Source organism: Plantactinospora sp. KLBMP9567, from assembly GCF_033446045.1.
In the GTDB taxonomy this organism is placed as follows: Bacteria; Actinomycetota; Actinomycetes; order Mycobacteriales; family Micromonosporaceae; genus Plantactinospora.
This window is the reverse complement of sequence record NZ_JAWQRR010000006.1, coordinates 435,265-450,624: the sequence shown is the minus strand read 5'-3', so window position 1 is coordinate 450,624 and position 15,360 is coordinate 435,265. Positions and strand designations below refer to the sequence as shown.

Genomic DNA, 15,360 nt, shown 5'->3' with positions numbered 1-15,360 from the left:
ACCTCGACCAGGGTTGACGTCAACTCCCAGCCGTGGCCGCCGCCGATCCGGTCAGCCGTCCTCGTCCGCGGCGGCGAGCCCGGCGAGCGCGGTACGGACGTGCTCGGCCTCCAGCGAATCCAGCTCGGTGTAGCCGGCCAGCGCGTGTGTGAAGTGCCGCCGGGCGTTCTGGGGTGCACATCAACGACCGGGCGGGTAACCCCTGGAACTGAGCGTCCCCCGACCGGGACGACCGGGAACTGCTCCCCGCTCGGGACGGCGCACGGCGGATCCCCGGCGTGCGCCGTCGTCGGGTCAGGACCGCAGCTCGGTCAGGGCCGCCGCGAGCATTCCGGAGAGCGACCTCTGGACGAGTTCGTCGCGCAGCGCCGGGTAGTGCGGGTAGTGGTTCAACATCCGACCAGGGTTGGCCGGATCGGGGTACCCGGCGAAAGCTCCCCAGCGCCACAACGCGTACTCATGCCGGCTCGCCATGGGTCCGCCGCCGTGTTCGACGCACTGGAAGTAGCCGGGGATGAACAGTTCGGGATAGACCTGCCACACCTCCTCCTCGTTCGGGATGGGCAGGAAGAACGCCCGGCGATGGCGTGATGACACCGGGGAAACGGGCGGACCGGTTGTATTCGGGGTGACCGGCCGAAGTCGAATTCGGCACCGCACTCCGAGTATCACGTGAGGAGCATCGTCGGAATGAACGACAACCACTCCGGGACCGTCGGACGGCGCGCGTTTCTGCGCAACGCCGGGCTGGCCGCCGGCACCGCCGCGGTCCTGCCCGCCCTGGGGACCGCACGGCACGGCACCCCGGCGTACGCCGACACCGGGTCGACGGGATCCGGTCGGATTCCGCCGGAACTGCGGCCCGGCGGCGCGTTCGACACGTTCGTCGCGCAACTGGCCGCCGAGGACAGCTTCGCCGGCACGCTGGTGCTGGTGCACCACGACCAGCCCGTGCTGGAGCGGTCCTACGGGATGGCCGACCGGTCCCGGTCGATCCCGCACGGGCCGGACACCATCTTCTCGCTCGCCTCGGAGACGCGCGGCTGTCCGGACAGCCCGGCGGGGAACACCGTGGCTACTACGAGCACGTCCGCGGGCACATCTTCCGGCCGGCCGGTACGACCCGCTCCGACTTCTTCACGGCACCCCAGTGGCGGGCTGACCGGCGCATCGCCCACCCGTACGTGCCGGACGAGAACGGCGAGCCCGTCGACGTCATCGACGACCGGCAGACCTTCGTCGGCACCCCGGCGGGCGGCTCCTTCGGCACCGTCGGCGACCTGGTCCGGATCGTCCGGGCGCTCCAGCGCGGCAGACTGCTCGACCCGGTCTACGCCCAGCTCGCCAGCAGCCCGAAGGTGCCGAGGGCGCAGTCGGCGGAGGAGGCCGGCACTGGCCGCCCGATGGGATTCGGCAACTACCTCACGGTCGGATCCCTCCGGAACAACCAGTGGGTTCTCGGGCACGGCGGAGGTGCGCCCGGGGTTTCCGCCCACGTGCAGTGGTTTCCCGACTCCGGCTGGGTGACCGCAGTCCTCGGCAACTACCACCGCGCGGCCGAACCGGTCGCCGAGCGGGCCCGGGAACTCATCGTCGGCTGACGGCCGGGAGCCGAGGCCGCTCGTTCAGGGCCGCCTCGGCCGGATGCAGCACGTCCATCGCGGCGCCGGCCGCTCCCAGGTAGTAATCGAAGAGCCGGCCGAGGGCGGCATCGGGTGCGTCGCCGCCGGACTCGTCGGCGGTACCGGCCGCCAGGGCTCCCGGGTACCCGCGCATCAGGTCGTGCGTCCCGTACCGGCCGGGGGTGCTGAGCTGGACGAGGTGCGCCCGGACGAGCTGGTCCAGGGGTGCGCCGGGTCTGCCGGACGTCGGTGCCGGCGAGCGCGGCCAGGGCTCCGGGCCGGGCGGACGGCTGCTCCGGGGCGCGCCTCACACCAGGTAGTAGGTGAGGAAGGCGAACGGGGCGGCGAGGAAGCAGATCAGAAACCCGAGCCGGGCGTACCGGGCGGGCCGGCCGACGATCATCCGGGGCTTGCCCCAGACGCTGAGCGCGAGATAGCCGAGGAAGAAGACCATCGTCGGCAGCCCGGCACAACTCCAGGAGAAGACCGCGAACGTGCTGGCGTCGAGCCCCTTCATGCCCTGCACCTCGGCGACGGTGAGCACGATCCAGATGACGACGGTGAGCAGCCCGGCGCAGCTCAGGTAGACCGTCGTCGCCCGGGCCAGCGGTGACATCGACGGAAACAGCGGCGCCTGCTGCGCCATCGTCTCCACCTGCACGATCATCACGTCCGCGCCGTCGACGGCCTGCCGGGCCAGCTCCAGCTCGCGCATTGGATCGACCGGCTGGGCAGGGGGCGTTCCCGGGCCCGCGCCGGCAGCGGACGGCGCCGCGTCCGAGGGCAACCGAGGGCCGGGCACCGGGCCGGCCGCCGGAGTCGCCGGCAGCGCGCGCCGGGCCGGACCGGCTGGCAGTTCCGGGTACGCCGCACCGGCCGCCGGATCCACTCCGCTCCCCGACTCACCCGGGACGGGGTTTCCGAAGCCGCCCGGCCGGTAGACGTGCCCGGCCGGAGGCGACGGCTCGGACGGGTCGACGTGGTCCGGCCCGGCGTACTGGGCCGGCACGGTGGGGTGGCCGCCGGACCCGGGCGGGGGATATCCGGCCGGCGGCGGAGGGCCGGGCAGTGCCGGGCCGGCCGGCGGTGCGGACGGCACCGACTTGCCGATCATCTGGCCGAGGGCGGTCAACCGCTGCTGCTGCACCGCGAGCCGCTGGTCGAGCCGGTCGGCAGCGGCGCCGGTGCTGCCCTGCGCCTCGGCGAGCTGGGCGGCGGTCCGCTCGCCGCTGCGGCGCAACTCGTGCAGGTGCCGGGCCAGGGCCGCGTACTCGGCGAAGCTCGCCACCTCAGCTCCCCTCGTCGTCGTGCTCGTAACCGGCCCGGACGAACGGCACGATCAGGCGTACCCGCTGGTCGTGCCGGTCGACCAGCAGCGCCCGGTTCGCCCTCGGGGTGTAGGCCAGGTCGTGCAGCCCGAGATACATGCTCAGCTCCGACCCGGGCACGTTCAGCGCGACCAGGCAGGCGACGTCGTCCCGGTTGCTCGACCCGCCGATGTCGTCGGAGAGCCGGCGCAGCCCGCGCCACCAGCCCAGCAGGTGCACCCCGTACGCCGGGCCCTGCCGGAGCACCGCCTGGAGGTCGTCCAGCCCGGACTTGTAGTTCTCGTCCCGGACGCCGAGGACGCCGCTGGCACCGTCCATGCCGTACCCGACCAGGAAGGTCCGGGCCGGCGGCCCGTCGGCCGGCTGTACGGCAAGCTTGCGCAGCTCGTCGCGGAGCCCGGCGGCGTCGAGCCGGTCCACCGGGTGTCCCGCCCCGGTCAGTTCGGCAATCGTCTCCTCGGCGATCTCGTCGGCGACCGCGACCAGCGGGGCGACCAGGAACCGGGCGCTGCCCGGGGTGTGCTGCCGGGCCAGGCTGACCGTGGCGGCGTGCAGCACGCTCGCCCCGACCGGCGAGGTGCCGACCACCGCCAGGTGCCGGCCCGGGGTGGCGTCCAGCGGGAACAGAGCCGAGGTCAGGTCCACGTCGACGGTACGGCCCACCAGCGCCAACGGCCGCCGTCCACCCGGGACCAGGCCCCGGTACGTCGGGTCGTCCTCGACGTGCGCCGACTCGTACCCCTTGAAGACCGCCGGTGGCCGCGAGCCCGGCTTGCGGGCCTGCCACAGCTCGTGCCGAAGCTGGGCCACCTCGGCGGCGCTGGCGTGCGCGTCCGGGAACTGGACCACGGTGTTGGCGGCCGCCAGCCCGGCGGACGGGTTGACGATCGCCGAGCCGATCGGCAGGGCTCCGGCGGCGTCGTTGAGCGTGTCCAGCACTCCCCCGCCGCCAGGCAGGGCCACCCGGAGCGGGAACTGCCCGAAGATCGAGTCGGTCTTTCCGTAGAGCGCCTCGATCCCGGTCATGCTCTGGCTGGCCAGCACCAGGTGGATGCCGTAGGACCGACCCTTGCGGGCCAGTTCCTCCAGCAGCGACACCGCCTCCCTGGCCACCGCGTCGTTGCCGGCGAAGAGCACGTGGAACTCGTCGATCACCGCCACGATCCTCGGCACCGGTCTGCCGTCCCGGGGCAGGTCGGCCAGTTTGGTCACGCCGTGCCGCTTCAGCGCCGAGGCCCGCCGGTTCAGCTCGCGACGCAGCTCGCGGAGGACGGCGACGCCGTACTCCCGGTCGGACTCGATGCCGACCGCCCTGGCGTGCGGGATCCACGACGGGTCACGGCCGGTCGGCACGAACTCGGTGAAGCTGACGCCCTCCTTGAAGTCGAGCAGATAGAGCGAGAGCTCGTCCGGCGAATAGCGGGCGGCGAGTCCGTAGAGGACGTCGAGCAGGAAGACCGTCTTGCCCGCACCGGTCCGGCCGCCGACCAGCCAGTGCGGGGTCTGGTCGTCGAAGGCGCAGATCACCTGCTCCCGGCCTGTGCGGCCGACCACCGCACGCAGCCCGTTGCCGGACGACTCGGGCCAGGGCCGGGCCGGCAGCAGGTCGGTGAAGGTGAAACTCGACTCCCGCCGGTAGACCTCGCCGAGCCGGTCGGCCAGCGCCCCGACCGCGCCGGCCGGCGGTTCGCCGTCCAGGCGTACCGGGGCGGCCAGGCCGGTGCCGTCGGAGCTGAACGGGTGGCCGGGCGGGTCGCCGATCCAGGCGTACCCCTGCGGGTCGAGCCGGACGTGTGTCGTGCCGCCCAGCGGCGGCGGGGCCACGCCGACCGTCCGGGACGGATAGCCGGCGGCGATCACGCAGACCCCGGCGGTCGGGCCGGCGTGGGTGAGCGCGGCGAGCCGGCCGAGTTCCCGACCTGCCGGCATCGAGGCGGCGACCAGGAGCAGCAGTTCCGGCGTGCCGGAGGTGGCCTGCTGGGCGGCCCGGGCGTGCCGTTCGGCGGCGTCGAGCGCGGCGGCGATCTCCGCATCGGTGGTGGCCGGCGGCGACACCGCCCCGGCCTCGACCAGCACCCGCAGCGGCAGGAAGGTGGCGCCGATCGCGGCGCTGTCCAGGGCGGACACCCGGACCGAGCCGGCGGGTGCGGCGGCGAGCAGCCGGACCACCAGGGTACGCAGCAGGGCCGCCACCCGCCCGTCCCGGGCGTCCGCGTCGATTGCCAGGTGGGTGCCGCCGCTCAGCGGTACGACCGCCGGAAAGCTTCCGTCCACCGTGCTCGCCACGCCGAGCCGCACCGGCAGCGGACCGGCGAAGAACCGGGCCGGCTCGGGTTCGCCGCTGACCGCCTCGCCGACCCGGCGCAGCCGGGCCACGACGTCGGCGGTCTCGCCGGAGTCGGCCGGCGGCTGGAGTTGGGCCAACCCGTGCCGGGCCGCGTCCAGGTGCGCCCGGGCCTGCCGGTGGGCGGCCACCGCCCGCCCGAATGTGGCTGCGAGTCCCACCCTGCCCTGCCCCCAACCGTCGGGTACGCGTAGTAACCCGAACACTAACCGAAGCCGGGCCGGGAACGTATCAGGCCGGGGTTGACAGGCGGCGAGCCAGGGCGACGTCGACGGACCCCAGTCGACACCCGTACCGAATCCGAATTGGATCAAGCAACCGTTCGACGTCCGCGCTGACGTCCGGTTGTCAATTGTCGATCTCCAAACTCTGTTGATCTCACAATTGCGGTGATCAGACTGCCGCGACGACGTCCTCGGACCCGGCATATCGGCGGCGATGTCCGACCGCCCTCCGGCCTGGTGTCCTCGTCCACAAGGACGGGCGGACGCTGCCGAACGCCCGTTGACGGGCCAACATCACTGTGGAACCGTAGCTACGTCTATGTCTCCTCCGAGTGTCCTGGAGCACGAATTGGCGACCGGGCAGACAATCGAACAGACCCCTTCCGGGCGTTGGCTCGAAACTCATCCGGTGCTCGAGGCGCTCCGCCAGCGACGCGCGACCGACTCGAGGCCGGGTAACCGGAACGATCCATGGAAAATCGGGCTCGCCGTCGAGGGTGGTGGAATGCGCGGGATAGTCTCCGCCGCGATGCTCACCGCCATCGAGGACCTGGGTTTCCACTATGCCTTTGACGACGTCTACGCAGCGTCGTCGGGAGCTATCAATTCGGCGTACTTTCTGGCCACCAATACGTGGTATCCGCTCTCCATCTACTACGATGATCTTGCCTGTCGCAAGTTCGTCGACTTCCGTCGGGCACTCACCGGTCGACCGATCCTCGACATGGAGTACGCGTTCGAAAACGTGGTCGAGGTCATCAAGCCGCTGGATTTCTCCGCGGTTCTCAAGGCGCCGATCCGCTTTCATGTTTCGGTGACCCTCGTCGACGAGCTGCGTACGCTCGACGTCAGTGGCTTCGAGAGCCGCGCGGATCTCAAGGAGACGCTGCGGGCCAGCGCCTGGCTGCCGGTCGCCGTACCGGGCACCGCGGTCTGGCGCGGGCAGCGCGCCATCGACGGCGGCGTGCTGACGGCGTTTCCGTTCCGGCTGGCCCAGCGGGATGGCTGCACGCACATCCTCTCGCTGAGTACCCGGCCGATGAGCCTGCCCCAGCGGCGGCACTCGGTCACCCAGCGGTTCGCCGCGTCCCGGATCAACAAGCTCCAGCACGGGCTGGGCGAGGGATACCTCCGCGCCGTCCGGGAGGGCTGGCAGGACCGCCGGGACCTCCAGGACCAGATGACCCGGCCGAAGGACGCTCCCGCCATTCTGGACCTCGCACCGCTGCCATGGATGCGGCAGGTCCAGCGGCACGAGCTCGACCTAGCGAAGCTGCTCGCCGGCGCCCGCACCGCCTATGGCGTGATGTACTGCGCCCTGAACAACGTCTCGCCGGACCGGATCCGGGACAACACACTGCGGATCATCCCCCGGCTGACGGCTGTCGAGCACGTGGTGCCGCTGGACGCGTCGAGCGGGCTGTCCCAGTAGTAGTGCCGGCGCGCTCGCCCGCCGCCGCCCGCTCCGAGGCGAGGAACGCCCTGGCCAGGCCGCTACGGATGGCCGGGGCATCGATGCCGCACTTCACCACGTAGAAGATCCCGATGTTGGAGACGCCGAGCATCAGCGCGTACGGCCGGCCGTCGAGGTCGCCCTGGAAGATGAAGTACGCCAATGGCCAGACCATCAGCAGGAAGACGAACATCGACGGCGTCCACCGGCTGAACATCTTGAGTCCGGTGATCTCCCGGGAGCTGGGCGGGACGGTCGACGAGGACCCGTTGTCCCGGGCGTCCTTCACCGTCCGGTTGGCGAACGACGAGACCGTCGCGTTGAGCATCAGTTGCACGCTGAGTCCGATCGCCGTGCAGATCGGCCACCAGAGCGGGTGCCCGAGGTTCGGCGGCAGCACCACCATGATCCACCAGAAGGCGAAGAGCCTGATCCAGAACTCGGCGGCCCAGGCGTGCAGGCGACGCAGCAGCGGGAGCCCACTGCTGCCGTACGCCGCGCTCAGCCCGGCGAAGATGTTCTGGTAGTGCTTCACGTTCACCAGCGCAAACGTGCCGGCGACGATCCGCGCGTCGAGATTTTCCACGCCGGGCGGTCCGAGGGTGTCGAGTACCCACCGCTCCCATCCGACCAGCAGTTCGGCGGCGGCGGTCCAGTTGACGAGTTCGGTACCCCGCCGGACCAGGTCGACGGCCGCCGGCGTGGGGTCCACACCGAAGTCCCGGCAGATCTGGATGGAGAGCACAAGAAAGACCAGCGCCCAGCAGGCTCCGCAGAGCGCCGACCAGAAGAGCAGCATGTCGGCACGGTGATTGTTCCGCCTCGCCCGGTCGGACAGCCGGCCGAGCGCCTGCTCCGAGGGCTGTCCGATCCGGATGAACTCCGGGTCGGACGGATCGGCGCTGATTGGTGGATCCTCCACCCGGGGTGCCGCCGACCCGGTGCCGCCCGGCCGGCTCGCCTCGTACCACTGCCGGAGCAGACGCCGCTGCTGGACCCGTACCCGGCGGAGCCGGCGTTGCCGGGCCGTCGTCCGGGTGGTCGGCGAGGCCAGGTCGAAGAGGCCCCGTAGGCTGGGCCGCTCCTCGCCGAGCAGGCCCTCCCGTTCCGCGACCGTCACCGCCTGGAGTTCCATCGCGAACTCGGTGCCGAGTTCGGCGTACGTCCAACTGGCGTCCCCGTAGAGCAGCAGCCTCCGGGTGGGGTCCCGCTCGACGAGGTCCTCGATGAACCTCGCCAGCAGCGGCGTGCGGAGGTAGAAGACGTCGGGCACCTCCGACCCCTGTGTCGGGTCCGCCCCGCCGATGGCGATCAACAGCCTGCCCAGCGAGTACAGGTCGGCCAGGGCCGGCTTGGCGACCGTGGCCTGCTGCTTCATCTCCGGTGCGACGTAGCCGGCCTCCCGGCCTTCGAGCGCGCCGATCGTCCGGGTGTACAGGTGGTTGCGGCCGAGGTCGATCAGGACGGCCTTCAGCCCGCTGCCGTAGCCGCGGTCGCTGGTGAAGATGACGTTCGACGGGGTGAGGTCCTGATGGGTGAGGCCCAGTTTCTGGATGGCGGCGAGCGCCCGGAACAGCGGCGGCACCAGGTCGCAGAGGGCGTCGAGCCGCAGTAGCGCCGGTCCGCGCAGCCCGGGCCGGCGGTTCGACCTGTCCTCGGTCACCGCCCGACCGAGCCGGGCCGTCATCACCTCCTCGAGGGTACGGCCGTCGATCAGCTCCATCGCCACCCAGGCCCGGGTGCTGGCGTAGATCTCGGGCAGGTGCACGGAGGGTTCCTGCCCGTGCGCCGCCGCCTCGGCACCGGCCGCGGAGAGCCGCGGACCGTAGCGTTCGACGTACGCCTCGGTCGCCGAGGCGATCGCCTCGATCCGGGTGTACGGCGGCAGCACGCACTTGAGCGCGATCCTGGCCCGGCGTCCGTGCCGGTCCTTCCAGGGACCTTTCAGAATGAACGAGGTGGTGCCGAACCGGAGCAGCCGCAACTGTACGAAATCGATCTCGTCCCAGAGTTCGGCCGGGTCTGGTACGCCGGGCCGACTATTCCGGTTGGCAAGACCGTATACGGCCGCCAACGCGCGGAGCACCCGGGCGTCCCCGAACAATTCTCCGACTTCCGCCTCCGCCGCTCCCGCGGCTTCGTCCGTCGCCCCTTCCGGACCGGCACCCCGGCGTCGGTCAAATTCGTGCGCAATGATCAGCCCGCTGAGCAGCAGGCCGATTAGCCCGACGCACTTCTCTTGGCGACCGGACAGTCCCGAGTAGAAATCCCGCAGCACCTCGATCACCACGCGCCGGTCTCGCTGGAACGCGCCCTCGAACGCATCGTGCTCGACGGCTGCCCGGGCCATCAGTTCCCAGATGTTCTCCGGGCTGAGAGGCACGCCGAGAAGCGCCGGAAGGAGCGCCTCCGACGGGAGGTCACGGTTGATCGATAGGAGGTCATCAAGAAGCTCCTTCGGTGGCGCTGTCTGATCTTGACTGCGTCCCTCGTCCACGGCCGTGTCCCCTGCCTTCGCCGCAGGCAATAGATCCGTGCCCCTACGTCGTCGCAGAGAATATGGCAGACCAGCGCGGGCGGAGCAAACGCTGCGACCGCTTTCCGGCCGATCGGCCGTCCCACCCCCCGGGCAGCAGGGTGCCGAATTCCACCGCATAGCCACCGGCCGCATAGCTGACCAGGTTCGATCGACGAACAATTGCCGACAGACGGAGGTGCCGGCCCTCGCCGCCGAGGTGATCAGCCCGGCACGGGTACGGCCGCCAGGCTGCGTACGCGTTCGTAGAGTTCCAGATAGGACCGGGCCATCACCTCCGGGGTGAACCGGCGGGCCGCCTCCGCCGTGCAGCGGCGTGGGTCGATCCGACCAGAGGCGTGGACAAGCCCGGCAAGCTCCTCCTCGTCACGGGTGAGCAGCCCGGTCTCGCCGTCCTCGATCAACTCCGGTAGGCAGCCCTCGGCCAGCCCGACGACCGGGGTGCCGAGGGCCAGGGACTCGACCACGGCCGTACCACCGGGCTCGGCCCAGCGCAGCGGGAAGAGCGAGGCCCGGGCGGTGGCGACCAGTTCGTCGCGCTGCCGGCCGGCCACGGTGCCGACCCAGCGCACCCGTACCCCGTCGACGTGCGGCGCGACCCGCTCCCGCCAGAACCGCACGTCGGGGTTGGCCGCCGCCACCGGATCGTTCGCGGCGGCGGCGAGGTCGGCCGGCTGCCGGTACGGGCCGACCGGCCCGGCGAGGACCAGGTCGAAGCCGGCCCGGTGGGCCAGCCGGGCGGCGAGATCCTGCCCCTTGCCCGGGTTGATCCGGCCGAGCACGACGACGTGCCCGGCCCTGTCGGCGGGGCGGCGCCGGTCCGCACCGGCGGCCAGCGGGGTGGCCAGGTGGACGTACCCGACCGAGTGCGCGCGGAGCGCCTCCGGTGCCCGGGCGAGCTGCGAGGCGGAGACGCCGTTGACGCGTACCCGGTCGGCGCCGTCGAAGTTACCGTACAGCTCGGGGTGCTTGGCCAGGTCCCAGTGCAGGGTGTGCAGCACCGGCGGGGCGTCCCGGCCAAGGGCGGCCAGGGTGGCCAGGCCGGCCGCCTCGACGTGGTCGTGCACCAGGTCGATGTCGTCGCGGTCCCGCAGTGTGCGTACCACCGCGTGCAGGTGGCTCTGCACCACCCCGCACGCCTGGTTGTACGGCCGTTGCAGGCTGCCGAACTGGCCGTCGGCGAAGACCGCCAGCCGCTCGTCGACGGCCAGCCCACTGCTGCCGACGGTGGCCAGTACCACCCGTACGCCGAGCCGGCGCAGCTCGGGTACGAGGGTGGCGATCACGTTCTCGATCCCCCCGTACCCGTTCGGCGGCACCGGCAGCCACGGGCCGGCGTTGACCAGTACGGTGAGGCTCACGCGCCGGTCACCGCCCCCGTCACGGCCGGTGCGGCGACCGCCGGCCGGCGGGCCCGACCGCGGGCGATCCGGGTCCGTCGGGACAGGCTGGCCAGCGGCGGGCGTTCGGCGACCGTCACGTCGGTGACCACGATCTTCCGGTCCAGGTTGGGCAGTGTCTGCTCACCGCCGCGCCGGAACTGGGTGAGCGCGGCGGTTGGGGGCACCGGCTCGGCGACCAGTCCGCGCCGGTGCAGCCGGGACCAGACGGTGTAGAGGATCTGCGCCGACATCCGGCCCAACGCCTCGGTGTCCTGGTGGCGGTGGAACCGCTCGCCGAGGTCGACCTGGGCCAGGGCGTCCAGCCCGACCAGGTCCAGCAGGTCGATCAGCATGGCGATCTCGACGCCGTATCCGGAGACGAACGGGAGCTGTTCGAGGATCTCGCGGCGGCCGGCGTACTCCCCGGCGAGCGGCTGGACGAAGCCGGCCAGTTCGGGCCAGAACATGCTGATCAGGGGCCGGGCCATCAGCTCGGTCACCCGGCCGCCGCCGTCGGGTTCGACGGCGCCGCCGCCGACCAGTGGGCGGTGGTAGAAGCCCTTGACGAACGCGACGGTCGGGTCGGCGAGCAGCGGGCCGACCAGCCCGGTGACGAACCGGGGCGAGAAGCGGCGCAGGTCGGCGTCGACGAAGGCGACGACGTCACCGGTGGCGGCGGCCAGCCCGGACCAGAGGGCGTCGCCCTTGCCGTCGAGCCGGGGCAGCCCCCGGGTCATCTCGTCCTGGCTCACCACCCGGGCCCCGGCGGCGGAGGCGACCGCCGCCGTCGAGTCGGTGGATCGCGAGTCCACCACGATCAGTTCGTCGATGACCGGGGTCTTCTCGACCAGGTGTCGCCGCAGCGTGCCGACGATGGCGCCGACGGTGGCCTCCTCGTTGCGGGCCGGAAGCACCACGCTGACCCGCTGATCGCCCTTGATCTTCAGCAGCCGTCGGGCCGTCCACTTTGCCGAGTTTCCGGTGCGGTACGTGGTCCACGCTTCTACGATGGGTGAAACTGTCGCTTCTGAATGCCGCACGGGCACACCCCCAATGTCCTGATCCGCAGCGCCGGGCCGAACCTTTTCCCCGGACCGCTCCGGCAAACCCAAGGCCGGCTAACAGCTTGATCTCCGGATGACGCCGTCCCCGCAGCGGCCCGGTGAACGGTTCGTTTCGGATGCCGGTCGGAGGTTTCCCGTCGGCCGAGGCCGGAGAAGGCGAAAGTCCGGTCGAGGTCGGGGAACGGGAGGTCGAGGATGCGGGTCTGCCGGGTGGGGCTGATCGGTGCGGGCGGCGTCGCGCAGCGGCACGCGCGGGTGCTGTCGGGGTTCGACGACGTACGGATCGTCGGGGTCACCGACGTGGCGGCGGAGCGGGCCGCCCGGCTGGCCGAGTCGACGCGGGCGCGGGTTTTTCCCGACGCCACGACGCTGCTCTCGGCGGAACTGGACGCGGTGTACGTCTGCGTGCCGCCGTTCGCGCACGGCACGCCCGAGGAGGCGGTGCTCGACGCCGGGCTGGCCCTCTTCGTGGAGAAGCCGCTCGCGCTGGACCGGGAGACCGCGACCCGGATCAACCGGCTCGTCGGGGAGCGGGGCACGGTGACGGCGGTCGGGCACTACTGGCGCTACCTGGCGGCGGTCGACCGGGCCCGGCGGCTGCTGGCCGACCGGCCGGTCCGGCTGGTCACCGGCGCCTGGTTGGACAAGGTGCCGCCGGTCGGCTGGTGGCCGCGCCGGGACCAGTCCGGCGGGCCGGTCGTGGAGCAGGCCGCGCACGTCCTCGACCTGGCCCGCTATCTCGTCGGCGAGGTCGACGAGGTCTGGGCGGTGGGCAACGGCACACCGCCGGACGCGGACGGCGCGGACGTGGACGGCGCGACCGCCGCCGCGCTGCGGTTCGCCACCGGCGCGGTGGGCACGCTCGGCGCGACCTGCGCGCTGGACTGGAAGCACCGGGCCGGCCTGGAGGTGTACGCCGACGGCCTGGCCCTGTCGGTCGGCGAGGAGGGCCTGCTGGTCCGGGACGCCGACGGTGAGCGGCGCGTCTCCGGTGACCTGGAGCAGGGCCGGACGGCGGTGGACCGCGCCTTCGTCGACGCGGTCCGGGGGATCGGCGCGGACGTCCGGGTGCCGTACCCGGAGGCGCTCCGGACTCACCTGCTGGCGCTGGCGGTCGCCGAGTCCGCCGTGACCGGCCAGCCGGTCCGGGTGCCGCCGCTGGAGCCGGCGAATGTCTGAGCGGGACCGGAACCTGGTGGTCAGCGGACCGCACGAGGTCGCGTTCCGGTACGAGGAGCCGGAGCCGCTGACCGACGGCACGTTCCGGGTCGAGACCCTGTTCAGCGGGGTCTCCGCCGGCACCGAGCTGAGCTACGTCAAGGGCACCAACCCGTACCTGTCGGCCGGCTGGGACGGCACTCTCGGGCTGTTCGTCGAGGGCGCGCCGAGCACGCCGTACCCGGTGACCCGGCTCGGCTACATGGAGGTCGGCCGGGTGACCGGCAGCCGTACCCCGGCGGTCGCCGAGGGCGCGGTGGTGGCGATGACGTACGGGCACCGGACGGGGTACCGGGGCGATCCGCGCCTCGACCGGGTGGTGCCTTTGCCGGCCGACCTGGATCCGCTGCTCGGGATCTACGTGGCGCACATGGGGCCGATCTGTGCAAACGGGCTGCTGCACGCCGCCGCCGACCTGTACGGCAGCGGTGTGCGGGACCTCGGCGACGGGGTGCGGGGGCGCCGGGTGGCGGTGACCGGGGCCGGGGCGGTGGCGCTGTTGACCGCGCTCTTCGCCCGGCGGGCCGGTGCCGCCTCGGTGGTGGTACTCGATCCCACGCCGCAGCGGCGGGCGGTGGCCGAGGCGCTCGGCCTGGAGACGCTCGACCCGGCCGAGGACGATCCGGCCGTGGTGTTGAAGACGCGGTGGCGGCACGCGGCCGACGACCGGGGCGCCGACGTCGTCTTCCAGTGCCGGGGCCAGGCGTCGGCACTGCATCTGGCGCTGCGGCTGCTCCGCCCGCAGGGCACCGTCGTCGACCTCGCCTTCTATCAGGGTGGCGCCGACCTGGTGCGGCTCGGCGAGGAGTTCCACCACAACGGGCTGTCGCTGCGCTGCGCGCAGATCGGCCGGCTACCGCGCGGGCTGGCCCCCACCTGGGACCGCGACCGCCTGTCGGCGGAGACGATCGCCCTGCTCCGCGACCACGGCGACCTGGTACGCGCGCACCTGGTCTCGGCGGTGCTGCCGTTCGACGAGGCGCCCGCGCTGCTGACCGAGCTGGCCGCCGGCCGCCGGCACGAGGTGCAGGCGGTGCTGGCCGCCGGCCGCCGGCACGAGGTGCAGGCGGTGCTGGCCGCCTGACCGAGGCGGGCGGTGGACCTTGGCGCCTGGGATCGGGGCTGGACCTGCCCGGGCCGGAGCCTGCAGCGCGGCCTGCCGAGCCGATGGAGCCTGCAGCGCGACCCGCCGAGCCGATGGAGCCTGCAGCGCGACCTGTCGAGCTGGGTGCACGAACGGGGCATCGGCAGCAGCGGCCCCGGGAGGGCGGGACTACGGCTGGTTCGTCGCAGTCGGCTCCACCACCGGCCCTCGCCGCTGCGCAGGGCGGCGGGGCCGGCGATGGTTGGGCGCACAGCCGGGGCAGCTCGACAGTCTCCGGATCAGACACTCCCCGCCGGAGTCGATCCACCGCGGTCCCCGGGCCCAAGGTGGTGCCGGCTGACCGCCGTGCCCGGTACCGCCGACTGACCGGAGCACCGGCGGACGACGATCTCACCGGGCGGATCGCTAGCCTGCGGGGTATGGCGGAACGGACGACCCAACAGAACTGGTACGACTGGCACGACGACTATGCGGACCCGGACTCGGTGCTGAGCCGGCGACTGGCGACCGTCCAGGCGCGGATCGGAGAGTTTCTCAACGCTGCTGCTCCCGGCCCGATTCGGGCGGTCAGCGTCTGCGCCGGGCAGGGTCGGGACCTGCTGGACGTACTGGCCGGGCACCCCCGCCGGGTGGACGTCACCGCGCGACTCGTCGAACTGGACCCCCGCAACGCCCGGATAGCCGGCGACGCGGCCCGCGCGGCTGGACTGGACGGCGTCGAGGTGGTGGTCGGGGATGCCGCGCCGGTCGAGGGGTACGCCGATCTGGTGCCGGCCGACCTCGTCCTGGTCTGCGGCGTCTTCGGCAACATCACCGACGACGACGTACGCCGCACCGTCGGCTACTGCGCCCAGCTCTGCGCGACCGGTGGCACCGTGGTGTGGACCCGGCACCGCGGCGAACCCGATCTTGTGCCTCGGATCTGCGAATGGTTCGCGGCGGAGGGCTTCGAGCTGACCTGGCTTTCCGCCCCGGATGCCGGCTTCGGGGTGGGCACGCACCGGTTCACGGGCACGCCCCGGCCGCTCGACCGGGGCGGCCGGATGTTCACCTTCGTCGGTGCACCACTGCCGGGATGACTCCC

12 protein-coding genes are annotated in these 15,360 nt (G+C 72.4%); 5 read left to right on the top strand and 7 right to left on the bottom strand.

Annotated features, from left to right (window positions below; genetic code table 11):
• Positions 1–294: 294 nt before the first annotated feature.
• Positions 295–597 (bottom strand): hypothetical protein, encoded by a 303-nt coding sequence (locus R6Y94_RS04800; protein ID WP_318394504.1) that lies wholly within the window; start codon positions 595–597, stop codon positions 295–297.
• A 236-nt stretch (positions 598–833) separates the two neighbouring features.
• Here R6Y94_RS04800 and R6Y94_RS04795 point away from each other — a divergent pair, with 236 nt between their 5' ends.
• Positions 834–1,601 carry a serine hydrolase domain-containing protein gene (locus R6Y94_RS04795; protein WP_318394621.1) on the top strand — a complete coding sequence of 256 codons (768 nt, stop codon included), beginning with the start codon at positions 834–836 and terminating at the stop codon, positions 1,599–1,601.
• Here R6Y94_RS04795 and R6Y94_RS04790 read toward each other — a convergent pair.
• The 3 genes from R6Y94_RS04790 to R6Y94_RS04780 form a co-directional block, all read right to left on the bottom strand.
• The gene (locus R6Y94_RS04790; protein ID WP_318394503.1) at positions 1,588–1,776 is read right to left on the bottom strand and encodes a hypothetical protein; all 189 of its coding nucleotides are present in this window, start codon (positions 1,774–1,776) and stop codon (positions 1,588–1,590) included. The two genes, R6Y94_RS04795 and R6Y94_RS04790, sit on opposite strands and share 14 nt — an antisense overlap.
• Positions 1,777–1,929: 153 nt before the next feature.
• Complete coding sequence (locus R6Y94_RS04785) at positions 1,930–2,910, bottom strand: hypothetical protein (RefSeq protein WP_318394502.1); 981 nt, start codon at positions 2,908–2,910, stop codon at positions 1,930–1,932.
• Position 2,911: 1 nt separating this feature from the next.
• The gene (locus R6Y94_RS04780) at positions 2,912–5,455 is read right to left on the bottom strand and encodes an FtsK/SpoIIIE domain-containing protein (protein ID WP_318394501.1); all 2,544 of its coding nucleotides are present in this window, start codon (positions 5,453–5,455) and stop codon (positions 2,912–2,914) included.
• Between the two features lie 277 nt (positions 5,456–5,732).
• On the opposite strand from R6Y94_RS04780, the gene R6Y94_RS04775 reads away from it, so the two are divergent.
• Positions 5,733–6,950: a patatin-like phospholipase family protein gene (locus R6Y94_RS04775; protein WP_318394500.1), complete on the top strand. Its 1,218-nt coding sequence runs from the start codon at positions 5,733–5,735 to the stop codon at positions 6,948–6,950.
• On the opposite strand, the gene R6Y94_RS04770 is transcribed toward R6Y94_RS04775, so the two are convergent.
• The 3 genes from R6Y94_RS04770 to R6Y94_RS04760 form a co-directional block, all read right to left on the bottom strand.
• The gene (locus R6Y94_RS04770; RefSeq protein WP_318394499.1) at positions 6,883–9,354 is read right to left on the bottom strand and encodes a hypothetical protein; all 2,472 of its coding nucleotides are present in this window, start codon (positions 9,352–9,354) and stop codon (positions 6,883–6,885) included. The genes R6Y94_RS04775 and R6Y94_RS04770 overlap by 68 nt on opposite strands.
• A 356-nt stretch (positions 9,355–9,710) precedes the next feature.
• Entirely contained in the window at positions 9,711–10,868 is a 1,158-nt protein-coding gene (locus tag R6Y94_RS04765; RefSeq protein WP_318394498.1) for a glycosyltransferase, read from the bottom strand.
• On the bottom strand, positions 10,865–11,929 hold the full coding sequence (locus tag R6Y94_RS04760; protein ID WP_412102685.1) for a glucosyl-3-phosphoglycerate synthase: 1,065 nt from the start codon (positions 11,927–11,929) through the stop codon (positions 10,865–10,867). The genes R6Y94_RS04765 and R6Y94_RS04760 overlap by 4 nt, the downstream gene beginning before the upstream one ends.
• A gap of 219 nt (positions 11,930–12,148) precedes the next feature.
• Here R6Y94_RS04760 and R6Y94_RS04755 point away from each other — a divergent pair, with 219 nt between their 5' ends.
• The 3 genes from R6Y94_RS04755 to R6Y94_RS04745 all read left to right on the top strand — a co-directional run bounded on the left by R6Y94_RS04755 (position 12,149) and on the right by R6Y94_RS04745 (position 15,355).
• A complete protein-coding gene (locus R6Y94_RS04755) occupies positions 12,149–13,132 on the top strand; it encodes a Gfo/Idh/MocA family oxidoreductase (RefSeq protein WP_318394497.1) in 984 nt (327 codons plus the stop codon).
• A complete protein-coding gene (locus R6Y94_RS04750) occupies positions 13,125–14,255 on the top strand; it encodes a zinc-binding alcohol dehydrogenase (RefSeq protein ID WP_318394496.1) in 1,131 nt (376 codons plus the stop codon). The genes R6Y94_RS04755 and R6Y94_RS04750 overlap by 8 nt, the downstream gene beginning before the upstream one ends.
• 440 nt (positions 14,256–14,695) lie before the next feature.
• The gene (locus R6Y94_RS04745) at positions 14,696–15,355 is read left to right on the top strand and encodes a class I SAM-dependent methyltransferase family protein (protein WP_318394495.1); all 660 of its coding nucleotides are present in this window, start codon (positions 14,696–14,698) and stop codon (positions 15,353–15,355) included.
• The last annotated feature ends 5 nt before the right edge of the window (positions 15,356–15,360 follow it).

Coding starts and splice junctions, on each gene's coding strand:
- R6Y94_RS04790 (WP_318394503.1), bottom strand. CDS start 1,776: ATGCGCGGGTACCCGGGAGCCCTGGCGGCCGGTACCGCCGACGAGTCC.
- R6Y94_RS04775 (WP_318394500.1), top strand. CDS start 5,733: ATGTCCGACCGCCCTCCGGCCTGGTGTCCTCGTCCACAAGGACGGGCG.
- R6Y94_RS04755 (WP_318394497.1), top strand. CDS start 12,149: ATGCGGGTCTGCCGGGTGGGGCTGATCGGTGCGGGCGGCGTCGCGCAG.
- R6Y94_RS04750 (WP_318394496.1), top strand. CDS start 13,125: ATGTCTGAGCGGGACCGGAACCTGGTGGTCAGCGGACCGCACGAGGTC.
- R6Y94_RS04745 (WP_318394495.1), top strand. CDS start 14,696: ATGGCGGAACGGACGACCCAACAGAACTGGTACGACTGGCACGACGAC.